This window comes from Streptomyces sp. SID8352, from assembly GCF_009862265.1.
GTDB lineage: Bacteria > Actinomycetota > Actinomycetes > Streptomycetales > Streptomycetaceae > Streptomyces.
In genome coordinates, this window is the sequence record NZ_WWGX01000095.1 from 40,705 (window position 1) to 57,433 (window position 16,729).

The window sequence follows — 16,729 nt, forward strand, 5'->3', positions numbered from 1 at the left end:
AGGCCCCGTGGGGGCTGCGACCCGGATGCGTCCCATGGGTTCCCGCCGAGACCCCATGCCGCTCATCCGGTGCCGACCGCACTCATTTGATCATCCGACGTCCGCGCCCATATGTCCAGAGGGCCTCACACTTGAGCGGCGTGACGATCGCCACGGACCTGGGCACTTCTCCGTGGTTTTTTGCGTTCACCCGGCCTTCGGCTGAAACTCCTTTTACCCACGGCGGCGAAGACCCCCTGCCCAGCGGGCACCGGGGCGGCCCGTGGGAGAATGGCGCGGCACCGCACACCGCCCGGCACGGATCACACCGCCGTACTGACGCGTAACCTACGGTGGCGTAGGTACGATGCGGCCATGACTGCGCCCGCCCACGACGTCCCCGGGGACAGGCCGGCCGCCGGCCCCGCCCCCGTTCCGCTCCCCCCGCCGCATCCGGTGAAGCCGAAGCTGCGCGGCTGGCTCCATCTCGGGATGTTCCCGGCCGTCCTCGTCGCCGGCCTGGTGCTCACCGCGCTCGCGGAGACGACCAGAGGGCGCGTCGCCTGCGGGATCTACGTCCTGACGGCCTGTCTGCTGTTCGGCGTGAGCGCGCTGTACCACCGGGGCGACTGGACCCCGCGCATGGACGGCGTCCTGCGGCGGCTGGACCACGCCAACATCTTCCTGATCATCGCCGGCACCTACACCCCGCTGACGATCCTTCTCCTTCCGGAGGCCCAGGGGCAGTGGCTGCTCTGGGGCATCTGGGCGGCGGCGGCCGCCGGCATCGCCTTCCGCGTCCTCTGGGTCGGCGCCCCGCGCTGGCTCTACACCCCCTGCTACCTCGCCATGGGCTGGGCCTCCGTCTTCTACCTGCCCGACTTCATGCGGACCGGCGGCATCGCCGTCCTGGTCCTGGTGATCGTCGGCGGTCTGCTCTACAGCGCGGGCGGTGTCGTCTACGGCATCAAGCGCCCCAACCCGTCACCGCGCTGGTTCGGCTTCCACGAGGTCTTCCACTCCTTCACCCTGGCCGCCTTCATCGCGCACTACGTGGGCATCTCCCTCGTCGCCTACTGATCCGGCGGTGCTCGCCCCGTCCCTCTCCTCCTTCCCTCCCCGGGCCACGGCCTCCCCGCCGTGGCCCCTGGTGCGCCCGCGCCCCCTCGCGGGCCGGTGCGCCTCCGGCCGGTCCGGCCGTGGCCCCGCCCGCGCCCGATGCCCGACAATGATGCGCATGACGGCCGCCCGCTCCCCGCTCTCCCCCGCCGACCGTCCGCAGCCCGGTCTGCGGGAACGGAAGAAGCTCAAGACCCGCCGGGCCATCCGCGCCGCGGCCTACGCGCTGATCCGGGAGCAGGGGTACGACGCCGCCACGGTGGAGCGGATCGCCGAGCGCGCCGAGGTGTCGCCGTCGACGGTCCTGCGCTACTTCCCGACCAGGGAGGACATCGTCCTCACCGACGAGCGCGACCCGCTGCTGGTGGCCGAGCTGACCGCCCGCCCGGCCGGTGAGCCGTGGCGGGCCTCGCTGCGGCACGTGCTGCGCAGCGCCGTCGTCCGCGGCGTCGAGGAGGAGCCGGAGCTGACCCGGATGCGCACCCGGCTGATGGCCGAGGTCCCGGCGGTGCGCTCCCGGATGCTCCAGAGCGTGTCCGTCACCGGGCGGCTGCTGGCCCGCGCCGTCGGGGACCGCACCGGGCTGGACCCGGACGGCCTGGAGGTGCGGGTGCTGTCGATGTCCCTGGTCGGCGGCCTGCTGGAGGTCTCCCAGTACTGGGCCGAGCACGGCCACGAGGACGACCTCGGCGGCCTGGTCGACCGCGCGCTGACCGTCCTGGAGGAGGGGCTGGCCACCCCCGGGGGCTGACCGCCCGCCCGTGCGGCCCCGGGGACCGACCGCCACCCGTGCGGCCCCGGGTGCCGCCGCCCGCCCCCATGGCATCCTGGGCCGGGTGAAGCCTTCCGAGATCCGTGTCGCCCTCGCCCCCGGACTGCTCGTGTTCTCCCCCGCGGCCCGGCGGGACGGCACCGCGTCCGTCGCCGCCGACGGGGTCTCCACCCTCGGTCACGTCGTCGAGTCCCTCGGCGTCCCGCTGACCGAGGTCGGCGCGATCCGGTGCGACGGTCGGGAGGTCCCGCGCCGCCACGTGCCCCTGGGCGGCGAGTCGGTGGAGGTCGACACCGTGCCGCGCCCCCAGCGGGTGCCGGGTGCTCCGCTGCGCTTCCTCCTCGACGTGCACCTGGGCACCCTCGCCCGGCGGCTCCGCCTGCTCGGCGTGGACACCGCGTACGAGTCGACGGACCTGGGCGACCCGGCGCTCGCCTCGCTGTCGGCGGCGGAGAAGCGGGTCCTGCTCAGCCGCGACCGGGGGCTGCTGCGCCGCCGCGAGCCGTGGGCGGGCGCCTTCGTCTACAGCACCCGCCCCGAGGAGCAGCTCGACGAGGTGCTGGACCGGTTCCGGCCCGAGCTGCGCCCGTGGACCCGCTGCACCGCCTGCAACGGCCTGCTGCGGCGGGCCACCCCGGAGGAGGTGGCCGGCCAGCTCAAGGGCGGCACCCGGCGCTCGTACGACGTGTTCGCCCGGTGCGGCGACTGCGGGCGGGCGTACTGGAAGGGCGCGCACCACGAGCAGTTGGAGGCCATCGTGGAGCGCGCCGTCACGGCCTTCGCGCCGGAGGGCGGCCGGGGCTGAGGGCCGCCCGCGCCCCCTGGGGAGCGCGGGCGGCCCTGGGGCCTTTCGTTTGGACCGGGCCGGACCCCGCGAGCCCGGCATGATCCAGACGAGAGGTCCCGGGCCTACCTCCGGCCGCGCGCGTCCCCCGGACCGCAGGCGGTGCCGTCGCGGTCCGGGTCCAGCCGCAGCGGATCGTCGCCGTTGACCTTCAGGACGCCGTAGTCGTTGCGCCGCAGCCAGTCGCAGCGGGCGGTGGTGGTCGGCGCCACCTCGTCGGGGAAGGCGGTCGGCACGCAGACGTTGGCGGAGCCGTAGTGCCGGTCGCAGCCGGAGACCGTGGGGCGGACGGGCTGGGAGGCGCGCTCGCGGCCGGGCCCGGTCACCTTGCCGGAGAGCGCCCCGGCGAAGTCGTGGGCGTGCCCGGAGGGCTGCGCGGCGGCCAGCGCGGGCGGGCCCTGGAGGTGGACCCACTTGGCCACCGAGGGCACGCCGTTGGCGTCGACCGCGAAGAGCATGTACCAGCCGGGCGGGGCCAGGTTGGGGTTGCCGGTGACGTTGAGGTCGACGGTGGTGCCGTCCACCGAGAGCGGCAGGTCCACGAACCGCTGGTTGGGGTCGGAGGAGTGGGTGACGGCGGCCGGGCGGATCAGCTCGGCCTTGGCGATGGGCCGGTCGACGGTGATGCGCTGGGTGTCACCGTAGGTCCACTCGGTGTCGATCAGCGAGGTGATGACGGGCCGTTCGCCCCGGAAGAGGTAGGGCGGGCTGTAGACGGACACGTTGTGGTTCCAGGAGCCGTTGCCCGGGTTGTCGCCGGTGGACATGACCCGGCCGTCGGGCAGCAGGAACGACGACGAGTGGTAGCCGCGGGCCTGGGGGTCGGCGGCCACCGGGTCGAAGGTCCCGGTGGCCGGGTCGAAGAGGGAGGACTCGAAGACGGGGTCGGCCCGGTTGTGCAGGGCGCCGCCGGTCTCCAGGACGCTGCCGTCGGGCAGCAGCACGGCGGAGACGTACATCTTGCCCTGGGCGCCGGTCTGCGGGACGGGGCCGTTGCCGAGGTCGACGGTGCCCTGCGGGAGCGGGGGCCCGGGGGTGTAGGCGGGGTCGGGGCGCTTGAGGTCGATGATGTCGGTGAGCCGGTTGGCGTCCGGGTTGGAGTCGATGTTGCCGCCGCCGATGGTCAGCACCCGCTGGTCCTGCGCCGGGGGCAGCAGCACGCTGGCGGACTGGTCCCGCTCGTCCTTGTCCTGGAGTCCGGGGACCTGGGTGACGGTGTTGGCGTCGTAGTCGTAGACGGCGGCGCCGGTGCCGGGGATGTTGTTGCCGAAGACATGGCTGCCGGAGTAGAAGAGGCGGCCGTCCTGCATGAGGATCATCGACGGGTAGAGGCCCCAGTAGGACCAGGTCTGGTTGACCTGCCAGGTGGGCAGCCACTTCTGGTCCCGGTCGGACCAGCGCTCGGCGGTGACCGAGCCGGTGGAGTCCTCGCGCAGCCCGCCGAAGGAGAGGACGTCGCCGTTGCCGAGGACGGTCGCCGACGGGTACCAGTGGCCGTCGTTCATGTCGTTGGTCCTCGTGTACGTCTCCGTCGCGGGGTCGAAGACGTAGGAGTCCTTGAAGCCCTGGTAGCCGATGGTGCCGTCGGCGGAGGGGTATCCGGCGTTGCCGCTCATCACGAGGACGCGGCCGTCCTGGAGCTGGACGTGCCCGGCGCAGAACATGTCCTTGGGCGTCGGCACGGTCCGGTACGCGCCGGTGTCCGGGTCGTAGACGGCGGAGGTGAAGGTGCCCGCCCTGAACATCTCCGGGTCGTTGCCGCTGCCGGCGATCAGCAGCACCTTGCCGTTGTGGAGGACCACGGAGTGCATGGAGCGGACCGGGTTCTCGGTGGGCAGCACCTCCCAGCGGCCGTCGGCGCAGTCCTCGGCGAGGGCGGTGCAGCCGGGGTCGGGTTCGGGCAGGGGGACCTGCTCCATGGCGTAGTCGTCGGTGGTGACCGAGCCGGTGCCGTGGACGGAGACGCCCCAGCTGATGCGGTCGGTGCCGGCGGGGACCTCGGAGGTGCGCACGCCCGCCTCGGTCCAGTCGGCCGCCGGGGCCAGGGTCTTGAGGTCGGTCCAGTACTGCCAGCCGCCGGTGGCGTCGTGCCGGAAGAGGGTCAGGGAGGCGTCCGGGGTGGTCGACCTGTACCAGAGCGACAGGTCGTACTGGCGCCCGGCGGCGACCACCGGCGCGCAGGCGGCGGACTCGGTGATCAGGGCCTTGCGGTCGCCGTCGGCGCGGCGGGTCAGCTCGACCTTCATCGCGGCGGTACCGGTGCGGGCGTCGGAGGTGGTGGTGAAGGTGAAGTCGTTGTCGCCCCAGCCGGACTTCTCCCAGCAGTACGGCATGCCGTCGGGCCCGGGCGTCTCGAAGCCCGGGTTGCTGATCAGGTTGGCCGCGGCGGCGGGCTGGGGGGCGGTGAGCAGCAGTCCGGTGGTGAGCGCGCCCACCCCGAGCAGGGCGGCGCTCCGGCGTCCGGGGCCCCGGCGGGGGCGGCGGCCGGTTCGGTGTCGGTGTCTCATGCGGTCCTCCAGGGGCTTCGGCGGCTGCGCGGGAGGCGGGCCCGCGCCGCGGTCCCGGCGGGACGCGGGGCGCGGGTGACGGCGGTGGCGACAGTGGCTTCGGAGGCGACGGGGGCATCGGGGGCTGCCGGGGTGGGGCCGGGCTCGGTGGCCGGGGCGGGACCGGGCGCGGCGGCGGTGGCGGTGGCGGTGGGCCGGTGGCTCACCGGGCGGACCCGGGGTTCTCCACACGGCGGATCTCGATGCGGTCCGCGCCGCTGCCGAAGACCGCCACCGGGGCCGAATGCTCCATCGCCGCGCGGACGTTGGGCAGGTCGGCGGCGTCGCGCCGCACCGTCGGGGAGGCGACCACGTAGTCGAGGTCGCGCCAGCCGCGCGGCAGGGTCCGGGTGACGGCCGGGTCGAGGTCGGCCTTGTAGAACCAGATGACGCCGAGGCCGGGCCGGTATCCGGCGTGCACCAGATCCAGCCACAGGGCGTCGTCGACGAGGACCCGGGTGCCCGCCGGGTCGGCCACCTCGGTCGCCAGCCAGTCGGCGGCGGCCTCGTAGGGGGCGTTGGCGTCGGTGGTGAGCGCGGTACGGGCGCCGTCGTACCAGCGCGGCAGGACGTGCCCGGCGGCGGCCAGCACCAGGACGGTGACCAGGGCGTACCGGGCGAGGACCGGCACCCGGCGCTCGGCCGGGCCGCGCCACCGGCGCAGCACGGCGTGGACGACGCTCGCGGCGCCGCCGGCCAGCACCAGGGCGAGGAACGGCAGCGCCTGGACGACGTACATGGCGGGCAGATAGCCGTTGGGCCGCAGGGCGAGGGCGGCGAGGACCGCCACCGCGAGCGCCGGCCCGGCCAGCGCCCGGGCGGTGACCGACCAGCGCCGGGTGGCGAGCAGCAGCAGGGCCCCGGCGAGGCCGCCGAGCGGCAGCACCCTGTCGTAGTACAGCCAGGAGCGCAGGACCGCGTGGGAGCCGGAGCCGGGGTCGAGGAGGAAGCCGGAGCCGGGACGGGTCATCTGGTAGCTGATGCCGTCCCACAGCGAGACATGCCCGCTCCCGGGCAGCAACTCGCCCTTGAGCAGGGCGAAGAGGGGGTAGGCGAGGCCGATCAGGGCGCACGCGGTGACGGCGCCGGTCAGGGCGAACTTGCGGGTGTCGCGGTGGCCGTGCCGCCACATGGTGACCAGCAGGGCGGGCAGGACGAGGAGCATCGTCTCCTTGGTGAGCACGGCTGTAGCGGCGGCGACGCCCGCGCCGAAGTGGTGCCAGAGGTGCCGGCTCGGGGAGGCGGCCAGCACGAAGGCGACGAGGATCCAGAGGACGGCGAGGTTGTCGAGGAAGATCTCCCGCTGGAGCACCACCGACAGCGGGGAGAGCCCGAACAGGGCCATGGCGAGCCCAGCGGCCCAGCGGGGCAGGGACAGCCGGCGGGCGACGGCGTAGACGAGGACCGCGGACACCGCGGAGACCAGCAGCATCACCACCCGCATCCCGCCCACGGTCATGGAGCCCGGGCTGAACAGGGCGGGGATCCAGGTGAGCACCGCGAGCTGGAGCCAGCCGAGCGGCGGATGGTCGTACCAGTAGGTGTAGTGGGCGAGGCCCTCACCCTGCTGGACGGCCCACGCCTGGGCGAGGTAGGTGCCCTCGTCGTCGCTGAAGGCGGGGTAGGCGGCGATGTTCCAGCCCTGCACGACCAGGACGGCGGCCAGCACCGCCCCGCACAGCAGCAGGTCGGCCCGGGAGCGGCGGGGCCGGGCCGGGGGCGGGGCACCGCCGGGCCGGGCGGCGCCGGAGTCGTGGACGGGCGGGCGCTGTGCGGGGACCTTGACCCGGGTCGCCGCGGTCGGGGCGGTCGGGGCGGAGGTCACGCGGGAACGTCCTCTCGGTCCGCGGGCGCCAGATGGGCCCCGACGTGGCTGGTCAGCTCCCAGTCGTCGCGGCCCCGCTGCTCGCGCCAGACGGCGCGGACGGCGGCCCCGGCGAGGAGCACCTGGTAGAAGGGGCCGCCGGCGATCAGCTTGACGTAGTGCGGGAAGCGGACCGCGAGCCCGTACTGGCGGCCGAAGTCGTGCAGTCCGACGACCTCGAAGACGAAGGTCACCAGCGCGGTCACGGCGGGCAGGAAGGTGACGAAGGCGATGCCGACGGGCACGTCCAGGAGGACGGCGACGGCGATGTTGAGCGGGATGACCAGTCCGGTGAAGGCCTGGAGGAAGGGCGTCATCAGCGTGTACCGGGCGAGTAACCGCTGGGTGAAGGTGGGCAGTTGCTTCCAGTCCTTCTTCCGGTACACCTGGAGGAAGCCCTGGTTCCAGCGGGTGCGCTGCTTGAGCAGGGAGACCAGGCTGCCCGGGGTCTCCTCCCGGGTGACCATGTCCGAGTCGTAGGCGACGACGACCTTGCGGCCCGTGCTGGACAGCCGCACGCCCAGGTCGCAGTCCTCGGCGAGGCAGTCCGGGTCCCAGCCGCCGGCCTCGCGCAGTACCCCGGTGCGGACGAAGACGGTGTTGCCGCCGAGCGGGATGAACCCCTTCTGGGCGTGCAGGTGGAGCCGGGAGCGGAACCAGAAGAAGTACTCCAGGCAGTTGCGCAGGCTGTACCAGCTCGAATGGAAGTTGATCAGCTGCACGCCGCCCTGGACGACGTCGGCGCCGGTGGTGCGGAAGGCGTGGTCGACGTGGGCGAGCAGGGCGGGGTGCACCTGGTCCTCGGCGTCGAAGACCCCGACGACGTCGCCCCGGCAGTGCGGCAGGGCCGTGTTCATCGCCCTCGGCTTGTTCTTCTCCACGTGGGTGTCGACCACGACCCGCACCCGGGGGTCGCGCCGGGCGGCCCGCTCGGCGACGGCGGCGGTCTCCGGGTCGTCGTGCCCGACGATGACGATGATCTCGAAGTGGGTGTGGGTCGAGGTCAGCAGCCGCTGGATGGTGTGGTCGAGGACGGCCTGCTCGTGGCGCGCGGGCAGCAGCAGCGAGAACGCCACGTGCGGGGCGCCGTCCGGTCTGCTGAAGCGGGTGGAGGCGAGCACCTCCGGAGTGCGCCAGGCGTGCATCTGCCACCAGAGCGTGAACGCCGCCATCCAGAAGAGGGCGAGCGAGGTGGCCGCGATGAAGACGGACGTCAGCAACAGATCCCCCCAGATCCCGGAACTCCCCCGGACACGGCGGAGCGCCCGGTGCGGGGGCCGATGGGGGGCGCCCGCACCGGGGGCTCCGCCGTGTCACGGTGACGAGACTAGGGGGAAGCTGTGAAACACATAAGGTGTTCGGATGAAGAGCGCGTTTCCCGGCGATCACGACCGCGCCTGAACAATTCGCCCACCGGACATGAACGGTTGCGGCCCTTCACCGCCCCCATCAGCGGGGTTCGAATCGGGCGTTCGAGTACACACGTCCGTTTGACCAACGCCCTTGCGACGCATGCGCGTTGACGAACATGGCCGGGAAGCTGCGCAGCCGCGCGCCGCGGACCGCTCCCGGGATGCGCCCGCACCGCGACCGGCGCCGCCGACGGGCCGCCGGGGCCCGCGGGAAGACCCGTCGGTGCGGACCGGGCCCGGACCCCGGCCTACTGTCGGTGACGTGCGCCCCCGTGAACCGGCCCGGCTCCCTCCCCTCCCCCGGGCTGTTCTCCCGCACCTTCCTGGCGGCCGGCGCGGTGCTCGGGCGGCGGCGGCTCGGCGGGCCGGTGCCCTCCCCCGCCCACCGCGCCGCGCTCCTGGTCATCGACGTGCAGCGGGCGACGCTGCCGGTCATGCACCGCCCCGGCCCGACGGTGGCCGTCATCGCGGGCCTCGCCGCCCGCGCCCGCGCCGCGCGGGTCCCCGTCGTCACGGTGCGGCAGCGGGGGTGCGGCGAGGTACTGGCCCAACTGGCGCCCCCGGACGGCGAACCGGTGGTGAAGAAGACCTCCGCCGACGCCTTCCTGGACACCGGTCTCGACGGGACGCCGGGGCGCCTCGGCGTGACCGAGGTCATGGTCCCCGGCTTCGCCACGGAGAACTGCGCGGAGACGACCGCCCGCCGGGCCCTCGGCCTGGGCCACGACCTGGTGCTGGTCGCCGACGGGCACACCACCTCCGTCCGCTCCGGTCCGACGGGCTTCGCCCCGCCCGGGGTCGCGCTCGCCCACCACAACGGGATCTACCGGCACATCGACTCCTCGGACGGGCCGTCCGGGTCCTGCCCGCCGCGGAGATCGACTTCACGGCCCCGGGCTCCCGCCGACGGCGGTAGCCGGGCGCCCGGGGAACCCCGGACGCCCGGACCGGTCGCCCCCTAGCCTCCCAGCGCGGCCCGCAGCCGCTCCGGGTCGGTGGTCGGGGCGTCGCAGGTGAAGTTCCGGCAGACGTAGGCCGTCGCCGCCCCGCCCACCAGCGGGCGGTCGGCCAGCAGCGGGAACTCGTCCCCGCCGACGGCACCGGCGGCCACCACCGCGCCCGGCGCGGTGCCCAGCAGGGCCGTGCGGTGCAGCCCCCGGGTGGCGGGGTCGTCCAGCGCGGGCCCCACCACGGCCACCTCGCGCGGCCCGTCGAGCAGCGCCTCCGCCGAGGCGAGCCCCCAGCCGATGAAGCGCGGCACCCTCGGCCCCAGCGCCTTGACCACGCCGAGCGCCCGTTCGGCGGCGGTGTGGTGGGCCTCGGAGCCGGTGTGGGCCGCGTAGGAGAGCAGGGCGCCCGCGGCGGCCGTCCAGCCGGAGGGCGCCGCGTTGTCGGTCGGGTCCTGGGGGCGGCGGATCAGCCGCTCGGCGTCGGCGGCGGTGTCGTACAGCGCGCCGGAGGCGTCGGCGAAGCGGGTGAGGACGTGGTCGAGGAGCAGCCCGGCGAAGTCCAGCCAGACGCCCTCGCCGGTGACCGAGGCCAGCGCGAGGAACCCCTCGGCGACATCGGCGTAGTCCTCCAGCACCCCGGCGTTGGCACCGGCCCTGCCGTCCCGGCTGGTGCGGGTGAGCCGGGCCTGCTCGTCGAGGTGCAGCCGGACCAGCAGGTCCGCCGCGGCCACGGCGGCCTCCACCAGGTCGGGCCGCTCGAAGTAGGCGCCGGTCTCGGCGAGCGCGGCGACGGCCAGGCCGTTCCAGGCGGCGACGACCTTGTCGTCCCGGCCGGGCGCGGGGCGTCCGGCGCGGGCGGCCAGCAGCCGCTCCTTCACGGAGGCGATCCGCTCGGCGTCGAACACCTCTTCCCGCTGGGGCAGTTGGAGGACGGATGCGCCGTGCTCGAAGGTGCCCTCCTCGGTGACGCCGAAGTAGCGGGCGGCCAGTCCGGCGTCCTCGGGACCGAGCACCTCGGCCAGTTGCACGGGCGTCCACACGTAGTAGGCGCCCTCGGTGTGCCGGCCCATGCCGTCGTCGCTGTCCGCGTCCAGGGCGGAGGCGAACCCACCCTCGGCGGTGCGCAGTTCGCGGACCATGAAGTCGGCGGTCTCCAGCGCCACGCGGCGGGCCCGCTCGGAGCCCGTGGAGCGCCACAGATGGGCGTAGACCCGGCAGAGCAGGGCGTTGTCGTAGAGCATCTTCTCGAAGTGCGGCACCACCCAGTCCCGGTCCACGGAATACCGGGCGAAGCCGCCGCCGAGCTGGTCGTAGATCCCGCCGCGGGCCATCCGCTCGCAGGTGTCCCGGGCCATCTGCAGCGCGCCCTCGGCACCGGTGCGGGCGTGGTGGCGGAGCAGGAACTCCAGCGCCATGGACGGCGGGAACTTGGGCGCCCCGCCGAACCCGCCGCGCTGCGGGTCGTACTCGCGGGTCAGCCCGAGCAGCGCCTGGCCCAGCTCGGCCGGCCCGGGGACCCCGCCGCCGCCGTGGGCGATCTCCCGCCCGGCCAGGTCGCGCACGATCCTCCCGGCGACCTCGGCGACCTCGCCGCGCCGGTCGGCCCACGCCTGCCGGACGCCCTGGAGCACCTGCCGGAAGGAGGGCATGCCGTGCCGGGGCTCGGGCGGGAAGTAGGTACCGAAGTAGAAGGGCTCGGCGTCCGGCGTGAGGAACACCGTCATGGGCCAGCCGCCCTGCCCGGTGGCCGCCTGCACGGCCTCCATGTAGACGGCGTCCACATCGGGCCGCTCCTCGCGGTCCACCTTGACACTGACGAAGTGCGCGTTGAGGAACTCGGCGGTGGGCCCGTCCTCGAACGACTCGTGCGCCATGACGTGGCACCAGTGGCACGCCGAGTATCCGACGGACAGCAGGACGGGTACATCGCGCCGCTTCGCTTCCTCGAACGCCTCGGGTCCCCAGGGCCACCAGTCCACGGGGTTGTCCGCGTGCTGCTGCAGATAGGGCGACGTCGCGCCGGCGAGACGATTCACGACGCCACCCTACTCAGGGTGGGTGGAGGGGCAGGTGCCGAAACGGCCTGATGCTCCGATGCGCCTCCTACTGGCCGACCCCGGTCCCGGGGCCCAGCACTCCCACAGTCACCGCCGACTTCGGGTCCGCGCTTCGCTCGATCCCCCGGAGCCCGTTCCCAAGGTAGCCCCCGATCGCAACAACGGTCGCTGCCGCGCCGAGGGCGAGCACCAGACGTTCACCTCGCGACAGCGCGCTCGCACCTTCGGAAGGTTCGGTCCGGCGGTAGACCAGCACGCCGATCGCGAGAGCGCCGGCGACGACAAGGGCAGTGGTCAGGTCATAGGTGATGTACAAGAGGTCCCTCGGATTCGGAGCCGGCCATCGAAGCGGGACGCCTCAACGGCACATGCGGGCCAACGGTCTCGCTCACGAGCGGATGCGACATTTCCTCGGTCAGGATTCGCCGACCGCCGGGGTCTGCGGACGGGGCCGGCCGCCTCATCGCGCCAGAAAGCTGTTCAGCGCCTTGCTGCGGATGTCCCGCACCGTTGCCAGTTGGTCGCGCAACCGCCGCTCATAGGTGTCGAAGCCGGCCATGGCTTCGCCGATGGACTGCTGGATGTCGAGATCGGGAAGGGCGACAGGCAGAGCGCCGAGCGCTTTGAGCGAGATGGTCTGCAGCGCCAGACTTCCGGTGGAGTGGGTGGCGAGCCACTCCCTGGCTCCAGGGCTGCGCAGGAACGCCGCCAGATAGTGGGAGTCGACACTATCGGGAGGACTCACCACGAAACAGCCGGTGCCGCAGACCCAGCCCAGTTGTTCCTCACCCACCACCGCGCATCGCCCGAGGTCGCCCCGGCGGGCGATCACCACGTCGCCCCGGTTCAACCGAAAACGGCCAAGCCGTTCGGCGTGCTGCTCGGAGATGTACCTGATGTCGTCCACGTTGAAGCCGGCGTCCGAGATGTCCTTCGGCATCACGACCGGAACCCCGTCGGCCCCCACGTAGTCCTGTGCCCGGACCAGGCTTCCCGAGGGCCCTGCGAGCAGCCTCACGGGACGACCGTCGGCCCTCGCCCCGGTGCTCACCACGTCCTTCAGCAGCAGGTCCCGGCATTGGACGCCGTCCCGCGCGAGCTGATCCTGCGCGCTGACGACCTGTGCCAGTTCCACTCCGAGTTCCGAAGTCTCGCGGTTGCACACCTCGAAATCGCCCAGCGCGGCGTTCAGATCCGCAGCCCCGCCCACCACGCTCTTCACCTGGACGTAGGTCCGCGGATCCAGGCTCCCGGCGTTCTCGATGAGTTCGGCGAAGGCGACCGACCGGGAGAAACCCGGCTCGTCGACCTCCTCCGATGTTACGGACCAGCGTCGGAAGCGCTCGGCGATTCGGCCGACGTCCTCGCCCGACAGCACACGAGGTCGATCCGACGATCGGCTGCCCGCGCTACGCGCATCAATGAGGATCACGGAGTCGCTTCGGTGCGCCGGACGGGACTGTCGGCCTCGGCCGAGCACCCAGACGTGCACGGCGATGTTGGTACCGACGAAGAGGTGCGCCGGCAGGGCGATCACCCCGAGGACAGCACCTTCGGCAACCATCTGACGGCGAACCAGCGCCTCCGATCCTCCGGCCCAAGCCGCCCGGGCCGGCATGACGACCGCCGCGATCCCGCCCTCCCTGAGCTGGGACCACACGAGCTGCAACCAAGCGAAGTTGGCACTCGACTCCGGTGGCACGATGAACCGGCCCCGCTCCCACCCATCGATCCGCTGATTGAACGGCGGGTTGCTCACCACCCGGTCGGCACGGCCCAGGTTCCGGTCCTGCAACAGCATCGCCGGATTGGCCACCTCCACCCGCGGCGCGCTCACTCCGTGCAGGGCCAGGTCCAACATCGCCAGGCTCACGTTGCTCCGGTCCACCGCGTACGCCTCGAACGAGTTGTCGCCGACCGGCCCCCGCTCGGCCAGATACCGAGCAGCAGCCGCGAGCACACTGCCGGCGCCACAGGCCGGATCCATGATCCTGTCCCCCGGACGAGGGTCGACCAGATCCACGAGTAGATCAGCGACTCCGCGCGGCGTGTAGAACTCCCCTCCCGGCAGCGCCCCTTCTGCCGCATGCCGCTGGAGCAGCAGCTCGCAGACATCGGCCACCGAAACTCCTGCAAGGCCGGGGCCCCGGTCAAGCGCCGCTACGAAGGCCGGCATCCAAGAGGCATCATCCCGCGCACTTCCGATGTCGAGATCAGCGGACCAGGCCAGCGGGAAGCCAGGATGCCGGGCCGCATCCTGCAGAGCCCTCCGCAGGTCGGCCACCAGGGAGAAGCCGGAGTAGCCATAGGCGGCCTCCACCGAGGCGCGCCTCCACCACTTCGCGAAATCGTCCTCGGACCGGCCTTCCGCCCGCGCGAAAGTGGCCAGCACCAGAATCTCCAGCATCGCTTCGAGGTCACCGGCGGTACCACGGCCGCGACGGTACGGCACATACGCCTGCCACAACCGCTCGGCGAGCTCTGCCGCCCGGTCTGCCGCTGTGATCATCGAGTCCCTCTCCTTCAAAACTCTTCCGAGTGCGCAGCAATGCTGCGCTTGCCCCTGACCCAGTCAGCCACAAGCCTGTGGTGGTCGACTGGTGGATGTTGACCCCAACATATCGGCAGGCGGCCCTACAGAACGGTGGGTGCGGCACACCTCATGGGAGGCCGAGGAGGTAGTGCGCAGCATTGCTGCGCGTCAATCCTCAGAGCGCACCGCAGCTCCGGGCGCCGACACCCTCGGCATGTCCCGGCAGCGCCGCGCCGACGGGCGGTCAACGCATGACGCACATCACATCAAGCCGGCGACGACGGAGGCCGCCCTCCATGTAATAGAACTCGTCTTACACTGTGCTCATGAAGCCGCCCCGCGCTGGAACCACCGAGAACATCTCCGTGTCCATGCCCGCCGAGCTGGTCAGCGAGCTCCGCTCTCGCACCGGCCGTCGCGGGCTGTCCAGCTACATCACCGAGGCTGTCAGGCACCAGCTCGCCATGGACGGGCTCGCCGAGATCGTCGCGGCCCATGAGGAGGAGCACGGCGCGCTCACGGAGCAGGAGATCGAAGCCGCTCGCCGCGAGCTGTTCGGAGACGTGCACGCCGAGGGCGTCGAGCGGGGCGCCGCGTGAAGGAGCAGCCGGCCCGCTCGCTGGTACTCGACTCCGAGGCGCTCTCTCTGCTCCTGCGCAACGACCGCGGTATGGCGGCTCGCATTGAGGCATCTCGGCAGGCCGGGGTTCCCGTCCTCGTGTCCGCCCTGACCATCGTCGAAGCCGTACACGGGAAGACCGATCTGGCGCGCTTGAAGTGGGTGCTCTCCCGGCTGCGGGTGGAATCGGTCAGCCAGGAGGACTCCCTGACCGCAGTGGCGTTGCTTCAGGACGCAGGAGGGCTGCACGGGCACAAGTACGCGATCGATGCCCTCGTTGCCGCGCTCGCGCTCCGCGTTCCGGCCCCCGTGATCGTTCTGACCTCCGACCGGGACGACTGGTCGAAGCTTTGCGGGAAGCGCGTGATCATCAGAGAGGTGCAGTAGCGCCGACTACTGGGGTGACGAGTTCGCGCCTCCCCGGGCCGAGAGGCCGCGCGGTGGCCGCGTCCCCGCCCCGGACACGTCCCGGGTCCCCCGGGACCCACCCCGGAGCCGTCCCGGGCACGGGGCGGGAACCGGGCCGAGGCGGGAGCCGAGGCCGGGGCGGGAACCGGGGGGCGAGGTGGGAACCGGGGCCGGGACGGCGGGGCCCGTGGGCCGTGGTGGTCAGAGCGCGGGGACCCGGTCGAGGGGCGCGGCGTCCGGGTATCCCGGCACCGGGACGAAGTCGGAGGGCGTCAGCGGCGGTTCGAAGTCGAAGAGGTCCCGGTCGACCAGCCGCACCGTGTCGGGGACCGGCTCCCACCAGGCGTGGCGCATGAACGGGGCGTCGACGAACTCCGGGCTGCCGCGCATGCCGTAGGCGAAGGCCCCGGCCAGCGGCGCCCTCGTCGACTGGAAGCGGAGGTCGGCCGAGAGGCGGAGGCGGTCGCTTTCGTTGGGCAGTGCCGCGTGCGGCGTCAGCGCGTGGAACACCAGCACGTCGCCGACCTCGTAGTCGGTCGTGGCCCACCCGCTGCCGTGGTCCAGCAGACGGCGGTCGGTCAGCAGCCCGTTGGCGTGCGCGCCCACCCGCACGGCGAGCCCGCCCATGCTCCGGTCCACCGGGACCAGCGGCACCCAGGCGGTGAACATGTCCACCACGCCGAAGACCCGGTAGTCCTGCTGCTCGTACATGCCCTCGTGGACCGGCACGATCGAGCGCGGGTACACGGCGCGGAGTTGGCCTCCCCGGGCCGGGTGGCCGCCGCGGCGGGTGTGCGGGGCCCATGACGGCAGCGGGAAGGCGTCGTCGCCGATCAGGGTCCTCATCAGCCGCCTCAGTTCCGCGCCGTACCCCAGCCCCTGGAAGGCGTCCGACGCCAGCGCCGCCTCGTATCCCGGGTCGCCGTGGGGCGGCCTGCCCGCCGGTCCCTCGCGCGGGGGCAGGGCGGGCCGCCGGGTGCCGGGGACGAACCAGCCGTGCTCACCGAGGGCCGAGACGGTCCGGTCCGCCAGGCCGCGGACGGCCCCGGGGTCCAGGAGACCGCGGAAGAACAGGTATCCGTCCCGGTGGAGCCTTCTGCGCAGGGCCGTCCGGTCGGACGCCAGCGGTGACGCATCCTCGAACTCGTGCATGTCGGACCTCCATCAGTCGCGTTCGGCCGCCGCCGGTTGGTGGGAGGCACGGGGGACCGCGTCCCCGCCCGCCTCCTCCGTGCCGACGGCGAACAGCGCCCCGGTCCGCAGCACGGGTTCCCCCGGGGAGGGGGCCGGCGGGCGCGGGGCCCGGCCTCCGGACCGCCCGGCGGCGGGTGTCCGCCGGGCCGGAAGGGAAGGGCACTCGGGCGCGGGCGCCGGTGCGGGTGCATGTTCCGGGGCGGAACGGGACCGTCCCCGCCGCCCGGCTACCGCACGCCCGGCCGGTACCGTGCTCCCGGCCCGGGGGGCCGTCCGGCCGGGCCGGCGGACCGTCACCGTCCCGTGGGTCGCGCGGGTGTCCTCGGCGTACTGCGGCACGCTGCTGGGTTCCTTTCGTCTCGCCCGGCGGCCGGGCGCCGTCCCGGGGCGGTGGCACCCGCCCCTCCGACGCCGGTCGCGGGCATCGGCCGC

At 73.2% G+C, this 16,729-nt stretch carries 13 protein-coding genes; 6 read left to right on the forward strand and 7 right to left on the reverse strand.

Translation table 11 applies throughout. The annotated features are described in order from the left end of the window. Window positions 1-354 precede the first annotated feature (354 nt). The 3 genes from GTY84_RS28590 to GTY84_RS28600 all read left to right on the forward strand — a co-directional run bounded on the left by GTY84_RS28590 (window position 355) and on the right by GTY84_RS28600 (window position 2,675). A complete protein-coding gene (locus GTY84_RS28590; protein WP_161229303.1) occupies window positions 355-1,059 on the forward strand; it encodes a hemolysin III family protein in 705 nt (234 codons plus the stop codon). A gap of 148 nt (window positions 1,060-1,207) precedes the next feature. Next, window positions 1,208-1,849 carry a TetR family transcriptional regulator gene (locus tag GTY84_RS28595; RefSeq protein ID WP_161229304.1) on the forward strand — a complete coding sequence of 214 codons (642 nt, stop codon included), beginning with the start codon at window positions 1,208-1,210 and terminating at the stop codon, window positions 1,847-1,849. 85 nt (window positions 1,850-1,934) lie between these two features. Continuing rightward, entirely contained in the window at window positions 1,935-2,675 is a 741-nt protein-coding gene (locus GTY84_RS28600; RefSeq protein WP_161229305.1) for a Mut7-C RNAse domain-containing protein, read from the forward strand. Window positions 2,676-2,779: 104 nt separating this feature from the next. Here GTY84_RS28600 and GTY84_RS28605 read toward each other — a convergent pair whose 3' ends face one another. The 3 genes from GTY84_RS28605 to GTY84_RS28615 form a co-directional block, all read right to left on the reverse strand. Further along, a complete protein-coding gene (locus GTY84_RS28605) occupies window positions 2,780-5,221 on the reverse strand; it encodes a galactose oxidase-like domain-containing protein (RefSeq protein ID WP_161229306.1) in 2,442 nt (813 codons plus the stop codon). Between the two features lie 202 nt (window positions 5,222-5,423). After that, window positions 5,424-7,085 (reverse strand): phospholipid carrier-dependent glycosyltransferase, encoded by a 1,662-nt coding sequence (locus GTY84_RS28610; protein ID WP_161229307.1) that lies wholly within the window; start codon window positions 7,083-7,085, stop codon window positions 5,424-5,426. After that, on the reverse strand, window positions 7,082-8,344 hold the full coding sequence (locus tag GTY84_RS28615; protein WP_161229308.1) for a glycosyltransferase: 1,263 nt from the start codon (window positions 8,342-8,344) through the stop codon (window positions 7,082-7,084). The genes GTY84_RS28610 and GTY84_RS28615 overlap by 4 nt, the downstream gene beginning before the upstream one ends. A 464-nt stretch (window positions 8,345-8,808) precedes the next feature. On the opposite strand from GTY84_RS28615, the gene GTY84_RS34255 reads away from it, so the two are divergent. Continuing rightward, complete coding sequence (locus tag GTY84_RS34255; protein WP_345943552.1) at window positions 8,809-9,498, forward strand: isochorismatase family protein; 690 nt, start codon at window positions 8,809-8,811, stop codon at window positions 9,496-9,498. On the opposite strand, the gene GTY84_RS28625 is transcribed toward GTY84_RS34255, so the two are convergent. The 3 genes from GTY84_RS28625 to GTY84_RS28635 form a co-directional block, all read right to left on the reverse strand. After that, window positions 9,495-11,522, reverse strand: a complete 2,028-nt coding sequence (locus GTY84_RS28625) for a thioredoxin domain-containing protein (RefSeq protein ID WP_161229309.1) — start codon at window positions 11,520-11,522, stop codon at window positions 9,495-9,497. The genes GTY84_RS34255 and GTY84_RS28625 overlap by 4 nt on opposite strands. 67 nt (window positions 11,523-11,589) lie before the next feature. Continuing rightward, window positions 11,590-11,859 carry a hypothetical protein gene (locus tag GTY84_RS28630; protein WP_161229310.1) on the reverse strand — a complete coding sequence of 90 codons (270 nt, stop codon included), beginning with the start codon at window positions 11,857-11,859 and terminating at the stop codon, window positions 11,590-11,592. Between the two features lie 144 nt (window positions 11,860-12,003). Further along, window positions 12,004-14,052, reverse strand: a complete 2,049-nt coding sequence (locus GTY84_RS28635; RefSeq protein WP_161229311.1) for an N-6 DNA methylase — start codon at window positions 14,050-14,052, stop codon at window positions 12,004-12,006. Window positions 14,053-14,402: 350 nt separating this feature from the next. Between GTY84_RS28635 and GTY84_RS28640 the strand changes: the two genes are divergently transcribed. After that, window positions 14,403-14,675: a hypothetical protein gene (locus GTY84_RS28640; RefSeq protein WP_161229312.1), complete on the forward strand. Its 273-nt coding sequence runs from the start codon at window positions 14,403-14,405 to the stop codon at window positions 14,673-14,675. Further along, on the forward strand, window positions 14,672-15,082 hold the full coding sequence (locus GTY84_RS28645) for a type II toxin-antitoxin system VapC family toxin (RefSeq protein WP_161229313.1): 411 nt from the start codon (window positions 14,672-14,674) through the stop codon (window positions 15,080-15,082). Before GTY84_RS28640 ends, GTY84_RS28645 begins: the two co-directional genes overlap by 4 nt. 222 nt (window positions 15,083-15,304) lie before the next feature. On the opposite strand, the gene GTY84_RS28650 is transcribed toward GTY84_RS28645, so the two are convergent. Further along, window positions 15,305-16,255 (reverse strand): phytanoyl-CoA dioxygenase family protein, encoded by a 951-nt coding sequence (locus tag GTY84_RS28650; protein WP_161229314.1) that lies wholly within the window; start codon window positions 16,253-16,255, stop codon window positions 15,305-15,307. Window positions 16,256-16,729 lie beyond the last annotated feature (474 nt).